Consider the following 17,206-nt stretch of genomic DNA (forward strand, 5'->3'; position numbering starts at 1 on the left):
GGCGGGGGCGGGACCACTGTGGTCCCGCCCCCGCCCCGGTGCAGACGGTCGCCTCCGCGCCGCCGGTGTCACTCGTCCGGATCGGGCGCATTCTCCTCGCGGACGAAGCGGGCCAGCGCGGCCACCCCGTCCACGATCTGACTCTCCGTCAGCGAACTGACGGAGAGCCGTAGCCTGTGCTCTCCCCCGCCGGCCGGGTAGAACGGCGCCATCGGCGTCCAGAGCACGCCGTGGTCCCGGGCGCACCGCTCCATGGCCGCCTCGTCGGCCGCGAAGGACACCGTCAGCACGACGAAGAAGCCGCCCTCCGGCCGGTTCCAGGACACCCCCAGCCGGCGGCGCTCCGAGGCGGGGAAGTAAAGCTCCAACTCCCGCAGCAGCACGGTCAGGTTGGCCGCGTAGTGGGCCGTCGCCGGGGCGTTGGCGGCACGCAGACGGCAGTCGTGGCGCAGCAGCATGCCGCCGATCACGGCCTGGCTGAGCGCGGGCGTGTTGACCGTCGTCATGCTCTTCAGCTTCGCCAGCTCGTCCGCCAGCAACGAGCGCCGCCCGCCGGGCCCGGCCACCTCCTGGTCGGCCACGACGTAGCCGAGGCGGGCGCCGGGGAAGCAGGTCTTGGCGAAGGAGCCGAGGTAGACGACCTGGCGGCGGCGGTCCAGCGCCTTCAGCGTCGGCCGCTCGCCCGGCCTGCGGGCGAAGAAGCCGTACGGGTTGTCCTCGACGACCAGCAGGCCCTCCTCGGCCGCCGCGTCCAGCAGCCGGGCCCTGGCGGGGAGCGGCATGCTGGCGCCGGACGGGTTGGCGAAGTCGGGGACGACGTACAGCGCGCGCGGGCGCCGCCCCGCGGCCCGCACGGCGCGGGCGGCGGTGCGGACGGCCTCCGGGTCGGGCCCGCCGTCGGGGCCCTCCGGCACCGGGACGGTGGTCAGGTCCAGCAGCCGGGCGGCGCCGGTCACGCCGACGTAGCAGGGCGAGCTGACCAGCAGGACGTCGTCCGGGCCCGCGCAGAGGGCGCGCAGCGTCAGCAGCATGCCCTCCTGGGCCCCGACGGTCAGCACCAGGGCCTCGGGCGGGACGGCGAGGCCCTCGTCGTTGGCGAGGGTCCGGGCGACCAGGTCGGCGATGATGCCCTTGGTCGGCCCGTACTGGAAGAGCGTGGTGCGGACGGCGTCCCGGCCCGCGCCGGCGGCCTCCAGGTGGTCGAGGTAGGCGTCCAGGTAGGTGTGGACGTCCTCCGGTTCGAAGAAGCCCTCGTACGGGCGGCCGGGAGCGAAGGACACGGCCCTGGGGTAGCGGGTGGTGACCTCGTTGAGGAAGGTCATCGCGTCCAGCAGCGGGTCGGCGAGGGAGGCGTGCAGCTCTTCCAACGCCAGCGGCGGGACCGGATCGGGGGCGACTGTGGGCTGGGGGACGCCCGTGGACCCGGGCGCGCCCGTGGGCTCAGGGGCGCCCGCTGGATGGACCGCACCCGCGGGATGGACCGCACCCACCTGCTCGGGCGCGCTCACCGGAGGGCCTCGCGCAGCCGCTCGGCGGCGTACTCCTGGGCGGCGCCGGCCGCGTCGAGGACGCCCGTCATGGCGAAGAAGCCGTGCGGCATACCCGCGTACCGCCGGGACTCGACGGCGACGCCCGCCGCCCGCAGCGCCTCGGCGTAGTGCTCGCCCTCGTCCCGCAGCGGGTCGTACTCGGCGGTGATCACGGTGGCGGGCGGCAAGCCGGCGAGGCTCGGGGCGCGCAGGGGGGAGGCGTGCGGGTGGTCGCCGTCGGCGGGGTCGGCGAGGTAGTGGCCCCAGTACCAGCCGACCGAGCGGCGGTTGAAGAGCGCCGGGTCGTCGTGTTCGCGCAGCGAGGCGGTGTCCGCCCGGTGGTCGGTGTTCGGGTAGACGAGCAGCTGGTGGCGCAGGGCCGGCCCGCCCTCGTCACGGGCGAGCAGGGTGAGGGCGGCGGCGAGGTTGCCGCCCGCGCTGTCGCCGCCGACGGCCAGGCGCCCCGGGTCGATGCCGAGGTCCGCGGCGTGCCCGGCCAGCCAGTGGGCGGCGGCGCGGCAGTCGTGGACGGCGGCGGGGAAGGGGTGCTCGGGGGCCAGGCGGTAGCCGACCGATGCCGTGACGCAGCCGACGGCGTTGGTGAGGCGGCGGCAGATCGCGTCACTGGTGTCCGGCGAACCGAGGGTCCAGCCCCCGCCGAAGAGGTAGAGCAGGGCCGGGAGCGCTTCGCCGCCGGCCTTCCCGGGGCGGTAGAGACGGAGGGTCAGTTCGCCGCCCGGGCCGGGGATGCGGTGCTCCTCCACGGCGGCGACGGGTTCGGGGGTGCCGGCGGCGGCCCGGATATCGGCGAGGTCGGCGGCTCTGGCCTGGGCCGGGGTGAGGGTGTAGAGCGGTGGTGTGCCGGCCTGCGCGCGGCGTTCGCGCAGCGCTCGGGCCTGGGGGTGAAGTGGCATGGATCGTCCCATCGGACTGGGGGTTGGCGCACCCGGGGTCGGCCGCTCGGGGCCGACGGCCGGGGATCGGCGGTTCGGAGCCTACGGCCCGGGGCCCGCGATTCGGGTCAGCGGTTCGGGATCAGCGGTTCGGGGTCAGGGTTTCGGACTCAGGGGGTGGGGACCGCGGACTCCGGGTCAGCGGTCCGCCTCGACGTAGATCGTCTCGTCCGTGCGGAACGCGGTGTCGAGGTCGGCGACGTCGGCGCGGCTGCCCCGGCGGTAGGCGCAGTGACGGATCTGCCCAGGCGCGAAGCCGGCCCGGGTGAGGACGTGACGCAGCTCGTCGAGGTCGTAGATCCACTGGTGGCCGTAGTGGCGGAAGATCTGGTTGACGAGGAAGGCCGGGCGGTCGGGCATCGGCGGGCCGAAGCCCATGGTGGTGAGGCGGCGGCGGTGCTTGGCGAGGAAGCCGTCGTTGGTGGCGTAGCCGACCAGGTAGCGGGCCAGGTCGGGGGTGGTGAGGCGCAGGACGCCCCCGGGACGCAGCACGCGCCGGGCCTCCCGCAGCCAGCCGACGGCGACCGGCAGGGTGACGTGCTCGATCAGGTGCTCGGCGTAGACCCAGTCGACGCTGGCGTCGGCGAAGGGCAGCGGCCGGCCGATGTCGAGCTGGGTGAACCAGCGGTCGCCGTCGACGCGGTAGAGGGTGCCCGGCTCGGTGGCGGTGTCGGGGCTGGTCAGGGCGGTGAGGTCGGTGCCGAGGCCAGCCGGGTGGGCCGTCCGGAAGGCGGCGAACTCGATGCCGGTCAGACCGAGTTCGCGGAAGTCGTGGTGGTCGTGCGGGAGCCGGTCGACCGGTTCGAGGGTCTTGCAGGTGGCGACCCGGTCGCTGACCTCGTCGAGGCGGGCGGCGAGGCCCTCGGGGTCGTCCCAGTCCCAGCCGGGGAAGGCGTCCTGGTTCTTCATGGCGTCGGTCCTTCTGTCGGGGCTGCGGGGGCTGTACGAGCTGTCGGGGTTGTACGAGCTGTCGGCGCTGCCGGGCTGTGGGCGGGCACCGGGTGGCCCGGAGTCGGGGTACGGGACGCCCGCCCGGGGTGTGCGGGAACGCTTCGAACGGGCGGCGCGTCACGTGCGCAGGGCGCCCCGGGCTTCGCGACCGCGCGCCTCGGCGGGCGGCCCTTCGGGCAGCCTGGCCGTGGTCAGACGGGCCAGGGCGCGAGGGCCGAGCGATCCAGGGCGGCGGGCGTGGGGCGGCCCAACAGGGCCAGCGTGTGCTCCAGTTCGTCGCGGAGCAGGCCGAGGACGCGGGCCACGCCGTCCTCTCCCCCGGTGGCGAGCCCCCAGAGCACCGGGCGGCCGACCAGCACGGCGCGGGCGCCGAGGGCGAGTGCGACCGCGATGTCGGTGCCGGTGCGGACGCCGCCGTCGAGCAGGGCCGGCACCTCCGGCGGGAGGGCGGAGGCGACCTCGGGGAGGGCGGCGAGGGCGGGCAGCGCTCCGTCCAGTTGGCGGCCGCCGTGGTTGGAGACCACGACGGCGTCCACCCCGTGCTCGGCGGCGAGCCGGGCGTCCTCGGCCGTCAGGACGCCCTTGAGGACCAGCGGAAGGCGGGTGCGTTCGCGCAGCCAGGCCAGGTCCGCCCAGGTCAGGGTGGGGTCGAACTGTTCCAGCGCGTGGTCGGCGATGCCGGAGGAGCCGGCGCCGGCCCGGTGGCTGGTGGCCATCAGCTCCGGGTCGAGGTTGACGGCGCGGATCTGCGGCGGGACGGCGAAGCCGTTGCGCAGGTCGCGCAGGCGCCGGCCCATCCGGGGGGCGTCGACGGTCAGCATCAGGGCGGTGAAGCCGGCCGCCTCGGCCCGTTCGATCAGCGCGGCGAGCGCGTCGCGGCGGCGCAGCCAGTAGAGCTGGAGCCAGAGCGGCCCGGTGGCCGCGGCGGCGATGGATTCGAGGGTGCGGCTGGCGAAGATCCCGGCGACGAGCAGCGCGCCTGCCCGTCCGGCTGCCCGGGCGGTCGCCGTCTCGCCGTCCGGATCGACCAGCCGGTGGTAGGCCATCGGGGCAATCCCGACCGGGAGTTGGAGGTCGGATCCGAGCAGCCGCACGGCGGTCGAGCAGGCGGAGACGTCGACGAGTGTGCGCGGCCGCAGTGCGTGGCGGCCGAACATTTCCCGGTTCCCCGCGAGGGTGCGTTCCGCTTCGCTGCCACCCTCGATGAAGTCCCATATTTCTGCGGGAAGTTGGGCGCGTGCAGCGCGCTCGATCCCGGCCAGCGTGAGTAGTCCCACGGGCATCCTCGCTCCCGGACGGCCGCGCTCGGACCAGTCCCGGTTCCGCAGCGTAGGAGGTCTGCACCAGATTGGTATAGACCTTGATTTGACCAATCGTCTGTGCAAAGGTCTGGCAACGGAATTGACCGTATTGGTTGAGAACGGCGTCCATGTCAAATCTCCTCACTGCGTGGAGTGGCGTTGACCGGCATTTCCCTCTCATCACTTCCGCCCTCTTCACCGCCGCACGCCGACGCCCCCCACGACTGGGTGGAACGGTTGCTGCTGGCCGGCCCCGGGGGCGAGGAGTGCCTTCACTTCGGCACACCCGTCGACCGTGACGCGCTGCGCGCCCTGGTCGGCGAGCAGGTCGAGCGGCTGACCGCAGCCGGCCTGGCGCCGGGCGGAACCGCCGCACTGCGGCTGCCGCCCTCGCTGGGCTTCGTCGCCGTCCTGCTGGCCTGCTGGCAACTGCGCGCCCAGGTGGCCCTGTTGGACCACCGGCTGACCGACCACGAGGTCGGCCTCGCGGTCGGGCGGCTGGCCCCGCAGGTGCTGGTAGGGTCCGAGCACCGGACCTCGGCGGCGCTGCGCGGCTTCTCCGAGGTCGATCCGGTGGCCGTCCGGCTGCCGGGCGGGCGATCGGCGGCCACCGGCCACGTGCTGGTCCAGCTCAGCTCCGGATCCACCGGTCCGGCCAAGGTCATCGCCCGCACCGCCGGCGACCTCGTCCGTGAACTCACCTGCTACCGAAAGCTGGTGGACTTCCCTGGCGAGGGCGACCGGGTGGTGCTGCTCTCCTCGGTGGTGCACGTGCTCGGGCTGGTCGGCGGACTGCTGAACAGCCTGCACGCCCGCGCACCGCTGACCGTGCCGGCCCGGATGACGGCCGCGGGCATCCTCGCCGCCGTCGCCGCGGAACAGGAACGGCCGACCACCGTGATCGGCGTCCCCTTCCACGCCGAACTGCTGGCCGGCGCGGCCTCGCCGCCCCCGTTGCCCCGGCTGCGGCGGATGGTGGTGGCCGGGGAGCTGGTCCGCCCCGGCCTGCCGGCCGCCTTCACCGCGGCGTACGGCGTCCCGCTGGGCACCATGTACGGGATGACCGAACTCGGCGTCATCGCCACCGACCTGAACGGCCGGCTGCACCCGGCCAAACAGCCGGTGGACGGCATGGACCTCCGGCTGGTGGACGGGGAGTTGCAGATCGGGACGGCCGCCTCGCCGTACCCCGGCCTGGACGACCCGACCCGCTGGTCGGACGGCTGGCTGCACACCCGGGACGCCGCGGTCCTGGAGCCGGCCACCGGACTGGTCACCGTGCTCGGCCGACGGGACTCGCAGGTCTCGATCGGCGGGCTCAAGGTGGACCTCACCGAGGTCGAGCAGACCCTGGCGGCCCTGCCGGACGTCCGCGAGGCCGTGGTGGTCTTCGACGAGGGCGCCATCGAGGCGTACCTCGCCACCGAGGACGGTGCGGACCGCACGCTCGTCCAGGAGAGGCTGGTCCGGGAGCTCGCCGCCTACAAGCGGCCCCGCCGGCTGGCCTTCCTGCCGCAGCTTCCGCGCACCGCCACCGGAAAGCTGCTGCGCGACCCGGCCGCCCTGCGCGCGGCCGCCCGCTGAACCGCGGTTCCCCGCCGGAACCCGCTCCGCCCACCCGTCCGAACGCAATATCCGCATTGCCCTTCCCGGCCGGGCCGACGCGAATACCCCTCCGTCCCCGCGGCACCTTCACCGCGGACCGGACCGGCCCTCCCGTCGTACCCGAACGGAATTCCCCGACAAACCGCACGCGCCGCCGCGTGCAGGCACCAAGGAGCACACCATGCAGGACCGCATCCGCGAGTTCGTCCTCGCCGCGCTGGCCGAGATGCAGTACGACGTCTCCGAGGTCACCGGCGACACCGACCTCGGCCCGGCCGGACTCGACCTGGAGTCGCTCGCCCTCGCCGACCTCTCCGTACAGGTCGAGGACGAGTTCGGGGTCAAGTTCGACCTGGACGAGATGGAGAGCACCGCGCTGATGACGCTGGACCAGTTCACCGCCGACGTCGCCGACCGCGTCGCCGCCTCCGCGGCCACCTCGGGCAGCCCGGCGTGACCGGCCCCGGCCTCCCGGACCGGGCCGAGGTGGTGGAGATCCTGGCGGCGTTCGGGCAGCGCGCCGCCGACTCCGTCCCCGAGGAGCTCGGATCACTCGAACTCACCTGGCTGATCGCCGAGTTCGAGCAGCGTTACGGCATCGAGGCGGACCTCGACGACGAGGCCTTCGAGGCGATCCGGACCGTGGACGACGCCACCGCCGTACTCCGCGCCGCCGTCCTGGCCGACGCCGGGAGTGCGCCGGCCGCACCCGTTCCCGCGGCGCCCGGGGCCGCACCGTCATGACCGGCCACGCCCCGCCCGTCGCCGGCGCCGCCGTCCGGCCCGTGGTCACCGGTGTCGGCGTGCTCAGTGCGGCCGGCACCGGGCTCGGCGCGCTCGCCGAGGCCGCCGCCCACGGCAAGACCGCCTTCACCACGGTGACCCGGTTCGACGTCTCCGCCCGCCGCACCACCCGGGCCGCGCTGCTGCCCGAGCCGACGGAGCTGGCCGAGGCGGTCCTGGACGCCGTGGACCAGGCCTGCCGCCAGGCCGGCCTGCCCGCCGGGGCCACCGAGCATGCCGATCCCACCGAGTATGCCGGGGCCACTGAGCACGCCGGCCCGGGCGGCCCGGGGATGCCTGTCCTGCTCGCGCTCCACAGCGACCTGCGCACCCGGGCGGTCACCACGGCCGTCGCCGCCGGGGCGGCCGCCGCGTGGGGGGTCCCCGGCGTCACCCGGGTCTACACCGGCGCCTGCGTCGCGGCCGGCACCGCGGTGGCCGACGCCGCCGCGCTGGTCGCCACCGGGCGGCACCCCCGGGTGCTGGTCGCGGCCGGACACCTGGTCGAGCCGGGCGTCTTCGCCGCCTTCGACGCGGGCCGGGCGCTCTCCCGCGACGGCGAGCTGCGCCCGTTCAGCGCGGGCCGCACCGGCACCCTCCTCGGCGACGCGGCGGCGGCCGTGCTCGTCGAGGCCGAGCCCGCCGCCGAGCGGCGCGGCGCGACCGTGCTCGCCCGGCTGGCCGGCTGGGGCCGGACCGGCGACGCCCACCACGTCTGCCGCCCCGAGCCGGACGGCGAGGGAGCGGCGCGGGCCGTCCACGCAGCACTCGCCCGGGCCGGCGTCGGCCCGGCGGAGATCGGCTACGTCAACGCCAACGGCACCGGCTCGCCACTGGCCGACCGGGCCGAGGCGAGTGCACTGCGCCGGGTCTTCGGGGCTCATGCCGAACGACTGCCGGTGAGCTCCAGCAAGTCCGTCCACGGTCACGCCCTGGAGGCCTCCGCACTCCTCGAACTGGCCGTCACCGTAGCGACGTTGGGCGACGGCAGACTGCCGGTCAACGCCGGCTGGCTCGGCCCGGACCCGGACGTCGGCCTCGACCTCGTCCTCGACGGCCCGCGCAGCGCCCGGCCGCGCTACGCGCTCACCCTCAACTCCGCGTTCGGCGGCGCCAACACCGCACTCCTGGTGGCCGCCCCATGACCGAGCTGCGCATCCTCTCCCGGGCCCGCTGGCCGGACCCCGGCCGCGCCGCCCCCGACCTGCCCGACCGGCTGCCCCCGCTCCCCGGCTTCTCCGCCTCCTCCTTCAACCCGCTGGTCGCCGAGGCCGCCGAGCGCTGCCTGCGGGCCCACCACGGCGCCGCCCCGGCGCCCGGCCGGACCGCCCTGCTGCTGGCCAGCGCCGGCGGCGACCGCGCCACCGCCCGGGCCATCGAGGAGGCCGCGTCCTCCGGTCGGCGGGTGCCTCCGCTGCTGTTCTTCCAGTCCAACCCGAACGCCGTCCTCGGGCACATCGCCGCCCGCTGGGGCCTGACCGGGCCCGTGGTGGCGATCAGCCCGGTGGAGGCGCCACCGGACGGGCTGCCGCAGGACGCACTCGACCTCGCCGCCCTGCTCCTCGCGGACGGCGACGCCGACCACGTCCTGATCGTCGCCGCGGAACAGGCCGACCCCGGCGCCGGCGAACGGGCCGACGCCTCCGAACCGGGCGCCGCCGGACCGGGCGATGTCCAACCGGGCAGCGCCTCCGGGCAGGCGGCCACCGGACCGGACGACGGCAGGACCGGCACGGACCGGGCCGTCGCCGTCCTCGTCACCGCCGCCTGACCGCACGCAGCACCCGCACCACCGTCACCCGAGAGCACCGCCGTAGCACCGCCGCAGCACCACCCCCGGCTGCGCCGCCGCCCCCCGGGCGCACAGCACCACCCGAGCGCACAACACCACCCGTGCGCACACCGTCACCCCGCACCCGCGCGAGCGGCCCCGCACGCCGCGTCCCGCCGCAGTACGCCCAGCACCATGGGAAGGATCCACCACCGTGAGCATCCGCAGTATCCGCACCCTCCTGGCGGACGACCCGGACGTCGGCGCCGGCAACGTCCTGTCCAGCCGGCTGGCCCTGGGCCTCGGTCTGGACGAACCGCTGCTGACCTTCGACACCCCGGTGGACGACCACGCCGCCTGGCAGCCCTTCACCCTGCACGAGCTGGACCGCGCCGTCCGGGCCCGCGCCGCCGCGCTGCACGCGCTCGGCGTCGGCCGCCGCGACCCGGTGGTGGTGTACGCCTCCGACGCCGCCGACCACGTGCTCGCCTTCCTCGCGCTCGCCCGGCTCGGCGCCGTCCCGGCCCTGCTCAATCCCAACCTCGACGGCGAGCGCGCCGCCCGCTACATCGCCAAGGTGGGGCCGGTCGGCATCCTCGCCGACCCGGCCCACCTGGCCGCGCTGGCCGGACACGACGCCGGTGCGCCGGCGTTCCCGGAGATCTCCACGCTCGGCGCGGGCGACCCGGAGGCCGCGCCTGCGCCCTACCGGCACTGGTCGGGCGACCCGGTGGCGATCACCCACTCCTCCGGCACCACCGGGATGCCCAAGGCCGTCGTCCACTCGCACGCGAGCCTGTACGCGGCGATCCGGCACCGCCTCCGGCTGCCCCGCCCGCAGGGGCAGGAGCGGATGCTCAGTGCGCTGCCCGCGCCGCACGCGGCCACCCTGATCGCCCTCAACCTGGCGCTCAGCTCCCACACCCGACTCGCCGTGCTCTCCCGGCAGTCGGGGGCCGGGGTGCTGGACGCGATCGAGGACTGGCGGCCCACCGGGGTGATCGGCTTCGCCGCCACCTGGGCCGAGCTGGCCCATCACGACCTGTCCGCACGGGAGTTGGAGTCGGTCGCACTCTGGTGGAACACCGGCGACTGCGCCCACGAGGTGCACATCCGGCGGCTGATCGCGGCCGGCAGCCGCGAGGCGGTGACCCGGGAGGGCCGGGTCCGCCTGCCCGGATCGCTGTTCGTCGACGGCCTCGGCTCCACCGAGATGGGCCACTCGCACTTCTTCATCACCCACGGCCCCGGCACCGAGCGGTACGGCCGCTGCGTCGGACGCCCGCACGCCTTCGTCGACTGCGAGGTCGTCGGACCGGACGGCGAGCCGCTCGGGCCGGGCGAGGTCGGCGAACTCGCCACCTCCTCCCCCACCCTGGCGCTCGGCTACTGGAACGACTCGGCCACCACCTTCCGGACCAGGCTCCGCGGCCGCTTCCTCACCGGCGACCTGATGTACCGGGACGAGGAGGGCTACTACTACCACGTGGACCGGCTCGTCGACTCGGTCGAACTCGGCGACGGCAAGCGGCTGTTCACCGCCATGTCGGAGGAACGGGTGCTGGCCGCCTGCCCCGACGTGGCGGACTGCACGGTGGTCGCGGTGCAGGCCGGCGGGCAGGTGGTCACCGACGTGCTGCTGGTCCTGGCCCCGGGCGCCGACCCGTCGGCCGACCGCACCAAGGCGGTCACCTCCGCACTCGACGAGGCCGCCGCGGCCACCGTCCGCCAGGTGCTGGTGGTGACCGGCGACGACATCCCGCTCGGCCCGACCGGCAAGGTCCGCAAGGTACTGCTGCGCCGGCGCCACCTCGAATCGGCGACCGGCCGGTGACGGGCCACGACAGCGGCCGGCCGGCCGCCGTGGTCACCGGCATCGGCCTGGTCACGCCGGTCGGCCGCACGCCCGCCGAGGTCTTCGGGGCGCTGACCGCCGGCCGCTCCGGCATCCGCGCCCTGCCGGAGGGCCACACCGCGCACGGCTGGCTCACCGCCGCCGGGCTCGCCCCGGCCGTGGACGGGCGCGAGGTGCTGCCGCCGACCGAGACCCGCTGCGTGGACCGGTTCGTGCTGCTCGCCCTGGCGGCCGCCGACGACGCGCTCGCCGACGCCGGCCTGGTCGTCGGCCGGGACGCCGACCCGCACCGCACCGCCGTCGTGCTGGCCACCGGCGGCGGCGGGCTGGAGACCTTCGAGCAGCAGTCGCACCGCCGGCTGGAGCGCGGTCGGCCCGGCGTCACCCCGTACCTGCTCCCCGGCATGCTCTCCAACATGGCCACCGCCCGGATCGCCATCAAGCACGGCATCCGGGGCTTCAGTTCGGCGATCGTGACGGCCTGCGCGGCCGGTGCCCAGGCCGTCGCCGAGGGACTGCGGCTGATCCGGGCCGGCGACGCCGACGTGGTGGTCTGCGGCGGCAGCGAGTCTTCCCTTCACCCGACGATCGCCTCCGCTTTCACCAACGCCCGCGCCCTGTCGTCCGGTTGGGACGACCCGGAGCAGGCCAGCCGGCCGTTCGACGCCCGCCGCAACGGCTTCGTACTGGGCGAGGGCAGCGCCGTGCTGGTACTGGAGCGGGCCGGGCACGCGGACGCCCGCGGGGCGGCCGGCTACGCCGACCTCACCGGCTGGGGGGCGTCCACCGACGCCCACCACCCGACGATGCCGCGCCCGGACGGCGAGGGCGCCGCCGACGCGATGCGCTCCGCGCTCGCCTGCGCGGGCCTGGCGCCGTCCGACATCGGCTACGTCAACGCACACGGCACGGGCACCAGGCTGGGGGACGTCGCCGAGACCGCCGCACTGCGCGCCGTCTTCGGCGAGCACGGCCCCGCGGTCAGCTCCACCAAGGGTGCAACCGGTCATCTGCTCGGCGCGGCAGGGGCGTTGGAGGCGGCCGTCACCGCGCTCGCGGTGGCCCGGGGCGTGCTGCCGCCGACGGTGAACCTGACCGATCCCGACCCGGCCTGCGCGCTCGACCACGTCCGGGGCGGCGCCCGGTCCGTTCCGCTGCGGGCCGCTCTGAGCAACGCCTTCGCCTTCGGCGGCCACAACGTGAGCCTGGTCTTCGGCCCGGCGTCCACCAGGTCGGCCAGGTCGGCCAGGTCCGCCGACTAGCACCCGGACCGGCCGCGTTCGGCCGCGTCGTGCCCCGACCACGCACCCAGCCACTCGTCCTTCGCCACTTCCGGGGAGATCCCGTTGCCCATCCAGTCCATCACCCATGTCGAGTTCCATTGCGCGGACGCCGACAAGGCCGCGGCCGGCCTCTGCGCCGACTTCGGCTTCACACCCGAGGAGTCCGCCGCTCGCGAGTCCGCCGTTATCGAGTCCGGCTCCGAGGGGTCCGTCGCCCGCGAGTCCCACGCCGAACGGGCCTTGCCCGAGGGGCCCGCAGCGACCGCACCCGGCGGCGTGCGCGCCGTCCACCTGCGCCAGGGCGGCATCCGGCTGCGCCTGCTCTCGGCCGCCGACCCCGCCCACCCGGTCGCCGAGTACGTCGCCCGGCACGGCGACGGCGTCGCGGTCATCGCGCTCGGCTGCACCGACCCGCAGGCCTCGCTGGAGCGCGCCGAGCGGCACGGCGCCCGCGTGCTGGATCGCGACGGCCGCCTGGTGGCCGGTTTCGGCGACCTGGCCCTGCGGTTCGTGCCCCAGCCGCCGGAGGCCGGGAAGGAGCCGCAGGCCGGGCAGGAGCCGGCGAGCGGGCAGGAGCCGCAACGCGGTCACGGCTCGGCCGGCTCCCGGTCCGCCAACGCCGACGCCACCGGCACCGGCACCGGCACCGCCACCCTGCTGGAAGCCCTCGACCACGCCGCGATCTGCGTCCCGGCCGGCGAGCTGGCACCCGCGGTGCGGTTCTGCGAGGCCGCGCTCGGCCTGCACCGGATCTTCGGCGAGTACATCGAGGTCGGCGAGCAGGCGATGGACTCCAGCGTCGTGCAGAGCGCCTCCGGCGAGGTCACCTTCACCCTGATCGAGCCCGACACCGGCCGCCGCCCCGGCCAGATCGACACCTTCCTCGCCGACCACGGCGGCGCCGGCGTCCAGCACCTGGCCTTCCGCACCGACGACATCGCCACCGCCGTCAGGACCATCCGCGGCCGCGGCGTGGAGTTCCTCAGCACCCCGGGCGCCTACTACGACGCGCTGGCCGAGCGGCTCGGCGGCACGGCCATCCCGGTCGGGACGCTGCGCGAACTCGACGTGCTGGTCGACCAGGACCACGGCGGGCAGCTGTTCCAGATCTTCGCCCGCTCCACCCACCCGCGCCGGACGTACTTCCTGGAACTGATCGAGCGCCAGGGCGCGGGCACCTTCGGCACCGCCAACATCAAGGCACTGTACGAGGCCGTCGAGCGCCAGAACGCCGTCGCCTCCGCCTGAACCACCCCCGACCGCCCGAAGGAGGCCACAACTCATGACCACTGCGACGGAGTTCCAGCTCACCGAGGCCGAGAGCGCGCTGCTGCCCACCCCCGAGGAGGTGGCCGGCTACCTCGAACACGGCTGGTACCTCTCCCGCCGGCTGTTCAGCGACGAGGAACTGGACACGCTCCAGGCCGCCACCGAGAAGTACTACGAAGGCCACCGGGACCGCCAACTGCCCGTCCGCCCGCCGCACCTGGCCTCCTGGGAGCCCTCGCACGGCCCGGTCCAGCGGCACAACGACTACGTGCACTTCGAGAGCGACGCGATCGGCGCGATCCTGCGCAAGCCGCTGCTCGGCGCCGTCGCCGCGCTGCTCGCCGAGGCCGAGGAGATCCGGGTCTTCCAGGCGACGCTGATCTACAAGCCGCCGGTCCCCGAGGAGCCGAGCAACCAGGTGCCCTGGCACTTCGACAAGCACTACTGGCAGACCTCGTCCTCCGAGCGGATGCTCACCGCGTTCCTGCCGTTCCACGACTGCCACGAGGAGAACGGCACCATCACCATGATCGACGGCAGCCACCGCTGGCGCGAGCTGGACTCCGGCGAGGACTCCACCCGGCACTTCGCCCACCGCGACCGGTCCGAGCTGGAGGAGCTCCTGGCGGAGAACGCCCGCTTCAACGGGCAGCAGGTCCGCAAGGTGCCGATGCCGATCCCGCGCGGGCACGTGAGCTTCCACCACTGCCGCACCTATCACGGCAGCGGCCCCAACCTCGCCGCCACGCCCCGCCGGGCGGTCTCGCTGCACCTCCAGGACGGCGCCAACACGTACCGCAGGGCCACCCGGCCGGACGGCGGCACGGTGGTCTACAACCACGACGTGGTGGTCCGCCGCACCGCCGACGGCCGTCCCGACTACGCCGACCCGGACATCTGCCCGACGCTCTGGCGGGGAGCACGGTGACGGCGCCGACCCGGACGCCCGCCGCGCCACTCGTCCCCGGTGCGCAGCTCGTCCCCAGTGCGCCGCTCGCACCCGTCACGCCACTCACGCCCGTCGCCCCTCTCGGCAGCCCCGCGCAGCGGTACCGGATGCTGCGGCTGATCCGCGGCTTCGAGGAGCTGGCGCTCCGCCTGGTGAAGTCAGGGGTGATCACCGGTGGCATCCACCCCTACATCGGGCAGGAGGCCGTCGCGGTCGGCGTCTGCGCCGCGCTGGGCCCCGGCGACCGGCTCACCTCCACCCACCGCGGCCACGGCCACGTGCTCGCCCGGGGCGCCGAGCCGCATCGGCTGCTGGCCGAACTGGCGGGCCGGGTCGACGGGTTGAACCAGGGGCGGGGCGGCTCGATGCACGCCGCCGACCTCTCGCTGGGGATCCTGGGCGCCAACGGCATCGTCGGCGCCGGCGCGCCGATCGCGGTCGGTGCCGCCTGGGCGGCCCGGCAGGCCGGCGACGGCACGGTGGCGGTCTCCTTCTTCGGCGACGGAGCGCTCAACCAGGGCGTGCTGCTGGAGTCGCTCAACCTGGCCGCGATGTGGCGGGCGCCGGTGGTCTTCGTCTGCGAGAACAACGGCTACGCGACCACGCTGCCCGCCGCCACCGCGGTCGCCGGCAGCGCGGTCGGCCGCGCCGCCGCCTTCGGCATCCCGGCGGTGACGGTCGACGGGATGGACACCGAGGCCGTCCGGGCAGCGGCCGAGGAGGCCGTGCACCGGGCGCGCACCGGCGGCGGCCCCGGCTTCCTGGAGTGCCGCACCTACCGTTTCGAGGGCCACCACACCATGGAGCGGCGGATGAAGCTGCACTACCGCACGGCGGAGGAGGTGGACGCCTGGCGTGCCCGCGACCCGCTGCCCCGGGCCGCCGCCGAGATCGGCGACGCCCGCGCGGCCGAACTGGACGCCGGGGTGGCCGCCGAGCTCGCGGAGGCCGAGCGGTTCGCACTCGCCTCCGAACACCCGGACCCGGCAGGCGCGTTGACGTACCTGTACGCCGACGGGCGGAAGCCGCGGGCGGGGGCGGTGGGATGACCAGGCTCTCCTACACCAAGGCGCTCAACCGGGCGCTGGCCGACGAACTCGCCGCCGACCCCGCGGTCTGCGTCTTCGGCGAGGACATCGGTGCCGGCCTGGCCGGTCCGACCCTCGGGCTGCTCGACCGCTTCGGCCCGGAGCGGATCGTCGACACCCCGCTCTCCGAACAGGCCTTCACCGCGATGGCGATCGGTGCGGCCCTGGCCGGCCACCGCCCGGTGCTGGAGTTCCAGATCCCCTCGCTGCTCTTCCTCGTCTTCGAGCAACTCGTCAACCAGGCCCACAAGTTCTCCCTGATGACCGGCGGCCAGGCGGGCGTCCCGCTGACCTGCCTGGTCCCGGGCTCCGGCTCCCGGGACGGCTGGGCCGGCCAGCACTCCGACCACCCGTACAGCCTGTTCGCCCACGCCGGGGTGAAGACCGTCGTGCCCGCCACCCCGACCGACGCCTACGGTCTGCTCCGCTCGGCCGTCCGCGACCCCGACCCGGTCATCGTGTTCGCGCCGGCCGCGGCGCTGCCCGTCCGCGAGACGGTCACCTGGGAGCTGGCGCCGATCCCGCTCGGCTCGGCGCGCGTGCACCGGGAGGGCACCGACGTCACCCTGGTCGCCGTCGGCCACCTGGTGCACGACGCACTGGCGGTCGCCGGGGAACTGGCCGACGAGATCTCGGTCGAGGTGCTCGACCCCCGCACCCTCCACCCCTTCGACTGGGAGGCGCTGGCCGCCTCGCTGGAGCGCACCGGCCGGCTGGTGGTCGTCGACGACTCCAACCGCAGCTGCGGCATCGGCGCCGAGGTGCTGGCCACCGCCGCCGAGGAGATGCGGCTGACCGCCCCGCCGCGCCGGGTCACCCGCCCGGACGGCGCGGTGCTCCCCTTCGCCCCCGCCCTCGACCGCGCCCTCCAGCCCGGCCGGGAACAGCTGCGGCACGCCCTGCGCGCCGTCATGAAGTAGCCCGCCCCACCCCGCACCCGACCCGAACCAGCACCACCCCGCACCAGCACCAACCCCGCACCAGCCCCTTCCCCCGTGAGGAGCCCCACATGTCCACCAACCGCTACCACTGGGACCGTTCGCACCCCGGCCTGAGCAGCCTCCAGCAGGCCATCGACCCGCTGCGCCGCGAGGTCGTCGGCCACACCGTCTACGGCGGCCTGAACAGCATCGGGCGGGTCCGCACCTTCCTGGACCGGCACGTCTTCGCGGTCTGGGACTTCATGTCACTGCTCAAGAGCCTCCAGCGCGAGCTGACGAGCGTCGAGGTGCCGTGGGTCCCGAACGGGCCGACCGCAAGCCGCCGGCTGATCAACGAGATCGTCCTGGTGGAGGAGAGCGACGAGCTCGGCGAGGGCTACACCAGCCACTTCGAGCTGTACGTCGAGGGCATGCGGCAGGCCGGCGCCGACCCCAAGCCGGTCGAGGACTTCCTGGGGCTGCTGCGCTCGGGCACCGCGGTCCCCGAGGCGCTGAAGGGCGCCGGGGTTCCGCAGGCCGCCGTGGACTTCACCTCGACCACCTGGGAGATCATCGAGAACGCCCCGGTCCACTGCCGCGCCGCCGCCTTCGCGTTCGGCCGCGAAGACCTCATCCCCGACATGTTCGCGCAGGTCATCAAGATCGAGGACCCGGACAGCGCGCTGACCGTCTTCAAGGACTACCTCGCCCGGCACATCGAGGTGGACGGTGAGCAGCACACGCCGATGGCGATGCAGATGCTGATCGACCTCAACGGCGACGACGACGCCAAGTGGGCCGCCTGCGCGGAGACCGTCCGCCTCGCCCTGCGGGCCCGGGTGCAGCTCTGGACGGCGATCGAGGAGGCCTTCCCGGCCTGATCCGACCGGGAGGGCGGAGGGGGGCGGCCGGGCGGCGGCCGTCCCCCTCCGGCATGCCCCGGGGCCCG

Annotated in this window: 16 protein-coding genes; 12 read left to right on the plus strand and 4 right to left on the minus strand. The window is 75.0% G+C overall.

Annotation, left to right across the window (positions count from 1 at the left end):
* Positions 1–68: 68 nt before the first annotated feature.
* The 4 genes from J5Y04_RS07205 to J5Y04_RS07220 form a co-directional block, all read right to left on the minus strand.
* Complete coding sequence (locus tag J5Y04_RS07205) at positions 69–1,367, minus strand: PLP-dependent aminotransferase family protein (protein WP_245204381.1); 1,299 nt, start codon at positions 1,365–1,367, stop codon at positions 69–71.
* A 137-nt stretch (positions 1,368–1,504) separates the two neighbouring features.
* Positions 1,505–2,443, minus strand: coding sequence for an alpha/beta hydrolase (locus tag J5Y04_RS07210; protein ID WP_209410983.1), 939 nt, complete (start codon positions 2,441–2,443; stop codon positions 1,505–1,507).
* A 177-nt stretch (positions 2,444–2,620) separates the two neighbouring features.
* Positions 2,621–3,391, minus strand: coding sequence for a methyltransferase domain-containing protein (locus J5Y04_RS07215; protein WP_209410984.1), 771 nt, complete (start codon positions 3,389–3,391; stop codon positions 2,621–2,623).
* Positions 3,392–3,624: 233 nt separating this feature from the next.
* A complete protein-coding gene (locus J5Y04_RS07220; protein WP_209410985.1) occupies positions 3,625–4,716 on the minus strand; it encodes an alpha-hydroxy acid oxidase in 1,092 nt (363 codons plus the stop codon).
* A gap of 177 nt (positions 4,717–4,893) precedes the next feature.
* Here J5Y04_RS07220 and J5Y04_RS07225 point away from each other — a divergent pair, with 177 nt between their 5' ends.
* The 12 genes from J5Y04_RS07225 (at position 4,894) to J5Y04_RS07280 (ending at position 17,138) form a co-directional block, all read left to right on the plus strand.
* Positions 4,894–6,318 carry a class I adenylate-forming enzyme family protein gene (locus J5Y04_RS07225; protein WP_245204382.1) on the plus strand — a complete coding sequence of 475 codons (1,425 nt, stop codon included), beginning with the start codon at positions 4,894–4,896 and terminating at the stop codon, positions 6,316–6,318.
* A gap of 202 nt (positions 6,319–6,520) precedes the next feature.
* Positions 6,521–6,796 (plus strand): acyl carrier protein, encoded by a 276-nt coding sequence (locus tag J5Y04_RS07230; RefSeq protein ID WP_209410986.1) that lies wholly within the window; start codon positions 6,521–6,523, stop codon positions 6,794–6,796.
* Entirely contained in the window at positions 6,793–7,083 is a 291-nt protein-coding gene (locus J5Y04_RS07235) for an acyl carrier protein (RefSeq protein WP_209410987.1), read from the plus strand. Before J5Y04_RS07230 ends, J5Y04_RS07235 begins: the two co-directional genes overlap by 4 nt.
* The gene (locus J5Y04_RS07240) at positions 7,080–8,267 is read left to right on the plus strand and encodes a beta-ketoacyl synthase N-terminal-like domain-containing protein (RefSeq protein ID WP_209410988.1); all 1,188 of its coding nucleotides are present in this window, start codon (positions 7,080–7,082) and stop codon (positions 8,265–8,267) included. The genes J5Y04_RS07235 and J5Y04_RS07240 overlap by 4 nt, the downstream gene beginning before the upstream one ends.
* Entirely contained in the window at positions 8,264–8,893 is a 630-nt protein-coding gene (locus J5Y04_RS07245) for a hypothetical protein (protein ID WP_209410989.1), read from the plus strand. The genes J5Y04_RS07240 and J5Y04_RS07245 overlap by 4 nt, the downstream gene beginning before the upstream one ends.
* 214 nt (positions 8,894–9,107) lie before the next feature.
* Positions 9,108–10,727: a class I adenylate-forming enzyme family protein gene (locus tag J5Y04_RS07250; RefSeq protein ID WP_209410990.1), complete on the plus strand. Its 1,620-nt coding sequence runs from the start codon at positions 9,108–9,110 to the stop codon at positions 10,725–10,727.
* Positions 10,724–12,010, plus strand: a complete 1,287-nt coding sequence (locus J5Y04_RS07255; protein ID WP_209410991.1) for a beta-ketoacyl synthase — start codon at positions 10,724–10,726, stop codon at positions 12,008–12,010. Before J5Y04_RS07250 ends, J5Y04_RS07255 begins: the two co-directional genes overlap by 4 nt.
* Before the next feature lie 84 nt (positions 12,011–12,094).
* Positions 12,095–13,279: a VOC family protein gene (locus J5Y04_RS07260; protein WP_209410992.1), complete on the plus strand. Its 1,185-nt coding sequence runs from the start codon at positions 12,095–12,097 to the stop codon at positions 13,277–13,279.
* Positions 13,280–13,313: 34 nt separating this feature from the next.
* A complete protein-coding gene (locus J5Y04_RS07265; protein ID WP_209410993.1) occupies positions 13,314–14,228 on the plus strand; it encodes a phytanoyl-CoA dioxygenase family protein in 915 nt (304 codons plus the stop codon).
* Positions 14,225–15,298 carry a thiamine pyrophosphate-dependent dehydrogenase E1 component subunit alpha gene (locus J5Y04_RS07270; RefSeq protein ID WP_307852976.1) on the plus strand — a complete coding sequence of 358 codons (1,074 nt, stop codon included), beginning with the start codon at positions 14,225–14,227 and terminating at the stop codon, positions 15,296–15,298. Before J5Y04_RS07265 ends, J5Y04_RS07270 begins: the two co-directional genes overlap by 4 nt.
* Complete coding sequence (locus tag J5Y04_RS07275) at positions 15,295–16,257, plus strand: alpha-ketoacid dehydrogenase subunit beta (RefSeq protein WP_209410994.1); 963 nt, start codon at positions 15,295–15,297, stop codon at positions 16,255–16,257. Before J5Y04_RS07270 ends, J5Y04_RS07275 begins: the two co-directional genes overlap by 4 nt.
* 89 nt (positions 16,258–16,346) lie before the next feature.
* Entirely contained in the window at positions 16,347–17,138 is a 792-nt protein-coding gene (locus tag J5Y04_RS07280) for a DUF3050 domain-containing protein (RefSeq protein ID WP_209410995.1), read from the plus strand.
* The last annotated feature ends 68 nt before the right edge of the window (positions 17,139–17,206 follow it).

It is taken from the genome of Kitasatospora sp. RG8 (assembly GCF_017813315.1).
Classification (GTDB): Bacteria; Actinomycetota; Actinomycetes; order Streptomycetales; family Streptomycetaceae; genus Kitasatospora.

Bases quoted from the DNA above. Each gene is read 5' to 3' on its own strand.
- J5Y04_RS07210 (WP_209410983.1), bottom strand. From the start codon at position 2,443: ATGCCACTTCACCCCCAGGCCCGAGCGCTGCGCGAACGCCGCGCGCAG.
- J5Y04_RS07215 (WP_209410984.1), bottom strand. From the start codon at position 3,391: ATGAAGAACCAGGACGCCTTCCCCGGCTGGGACTGGGACGACCCCGAG.
- J5Y04_RS07220 (WP_209410985.1), bottom strand. From the start codon at position 4,716: ATGCCCGTGGGACTACTCACGCTGGCCGGGATCGAGCGCGCTGCACGC.
- J5Y04_RS07230 (WP_209410986.1), top strand. From the start codon at position 6,521: ATGCAGGACCGCATCCGCGAGTTCGTCCTCGCCGCGCTGGCCGAGATG.
- J5Y04_RS07240 (WP_209410988.1), top strand. From the start codon at position 7,080: ATGACCGGCCACGCCCCGCCCGTCGCCGGCGCCGCCGTCCGGCCCGTG.
- J5Y04_RS07245 (WP_209410989.1), top strand. From the start codon at position 8,264: ATGACCGAGCTGCGCATCCTCTCCCGGGCCCGCTGGCCGGACCCCGGC.
- J5Y04_RS07265 (WP_209410993.1), top strand. From the start codon at position 13,314: ATGACCACTGCGACGGAGTTCCAGCTCACCGAGGCCGAGAGCGCGCTG.
- J5Y04_RS07275 (WP_209410994.1), top strand. From the start codon at position 15,295: ATGACCAGGCTCTCCTACACCAAGGCGCTCAACCGGGCGCTGGCCGAC.
- J5Y04_RS07280 (WP_209410995.1), top strand. From the start codon at position 16,347: ATGTCCACCAACCGCTACCACTGGGACCGTTCGCACCCCGGCCTGAGC.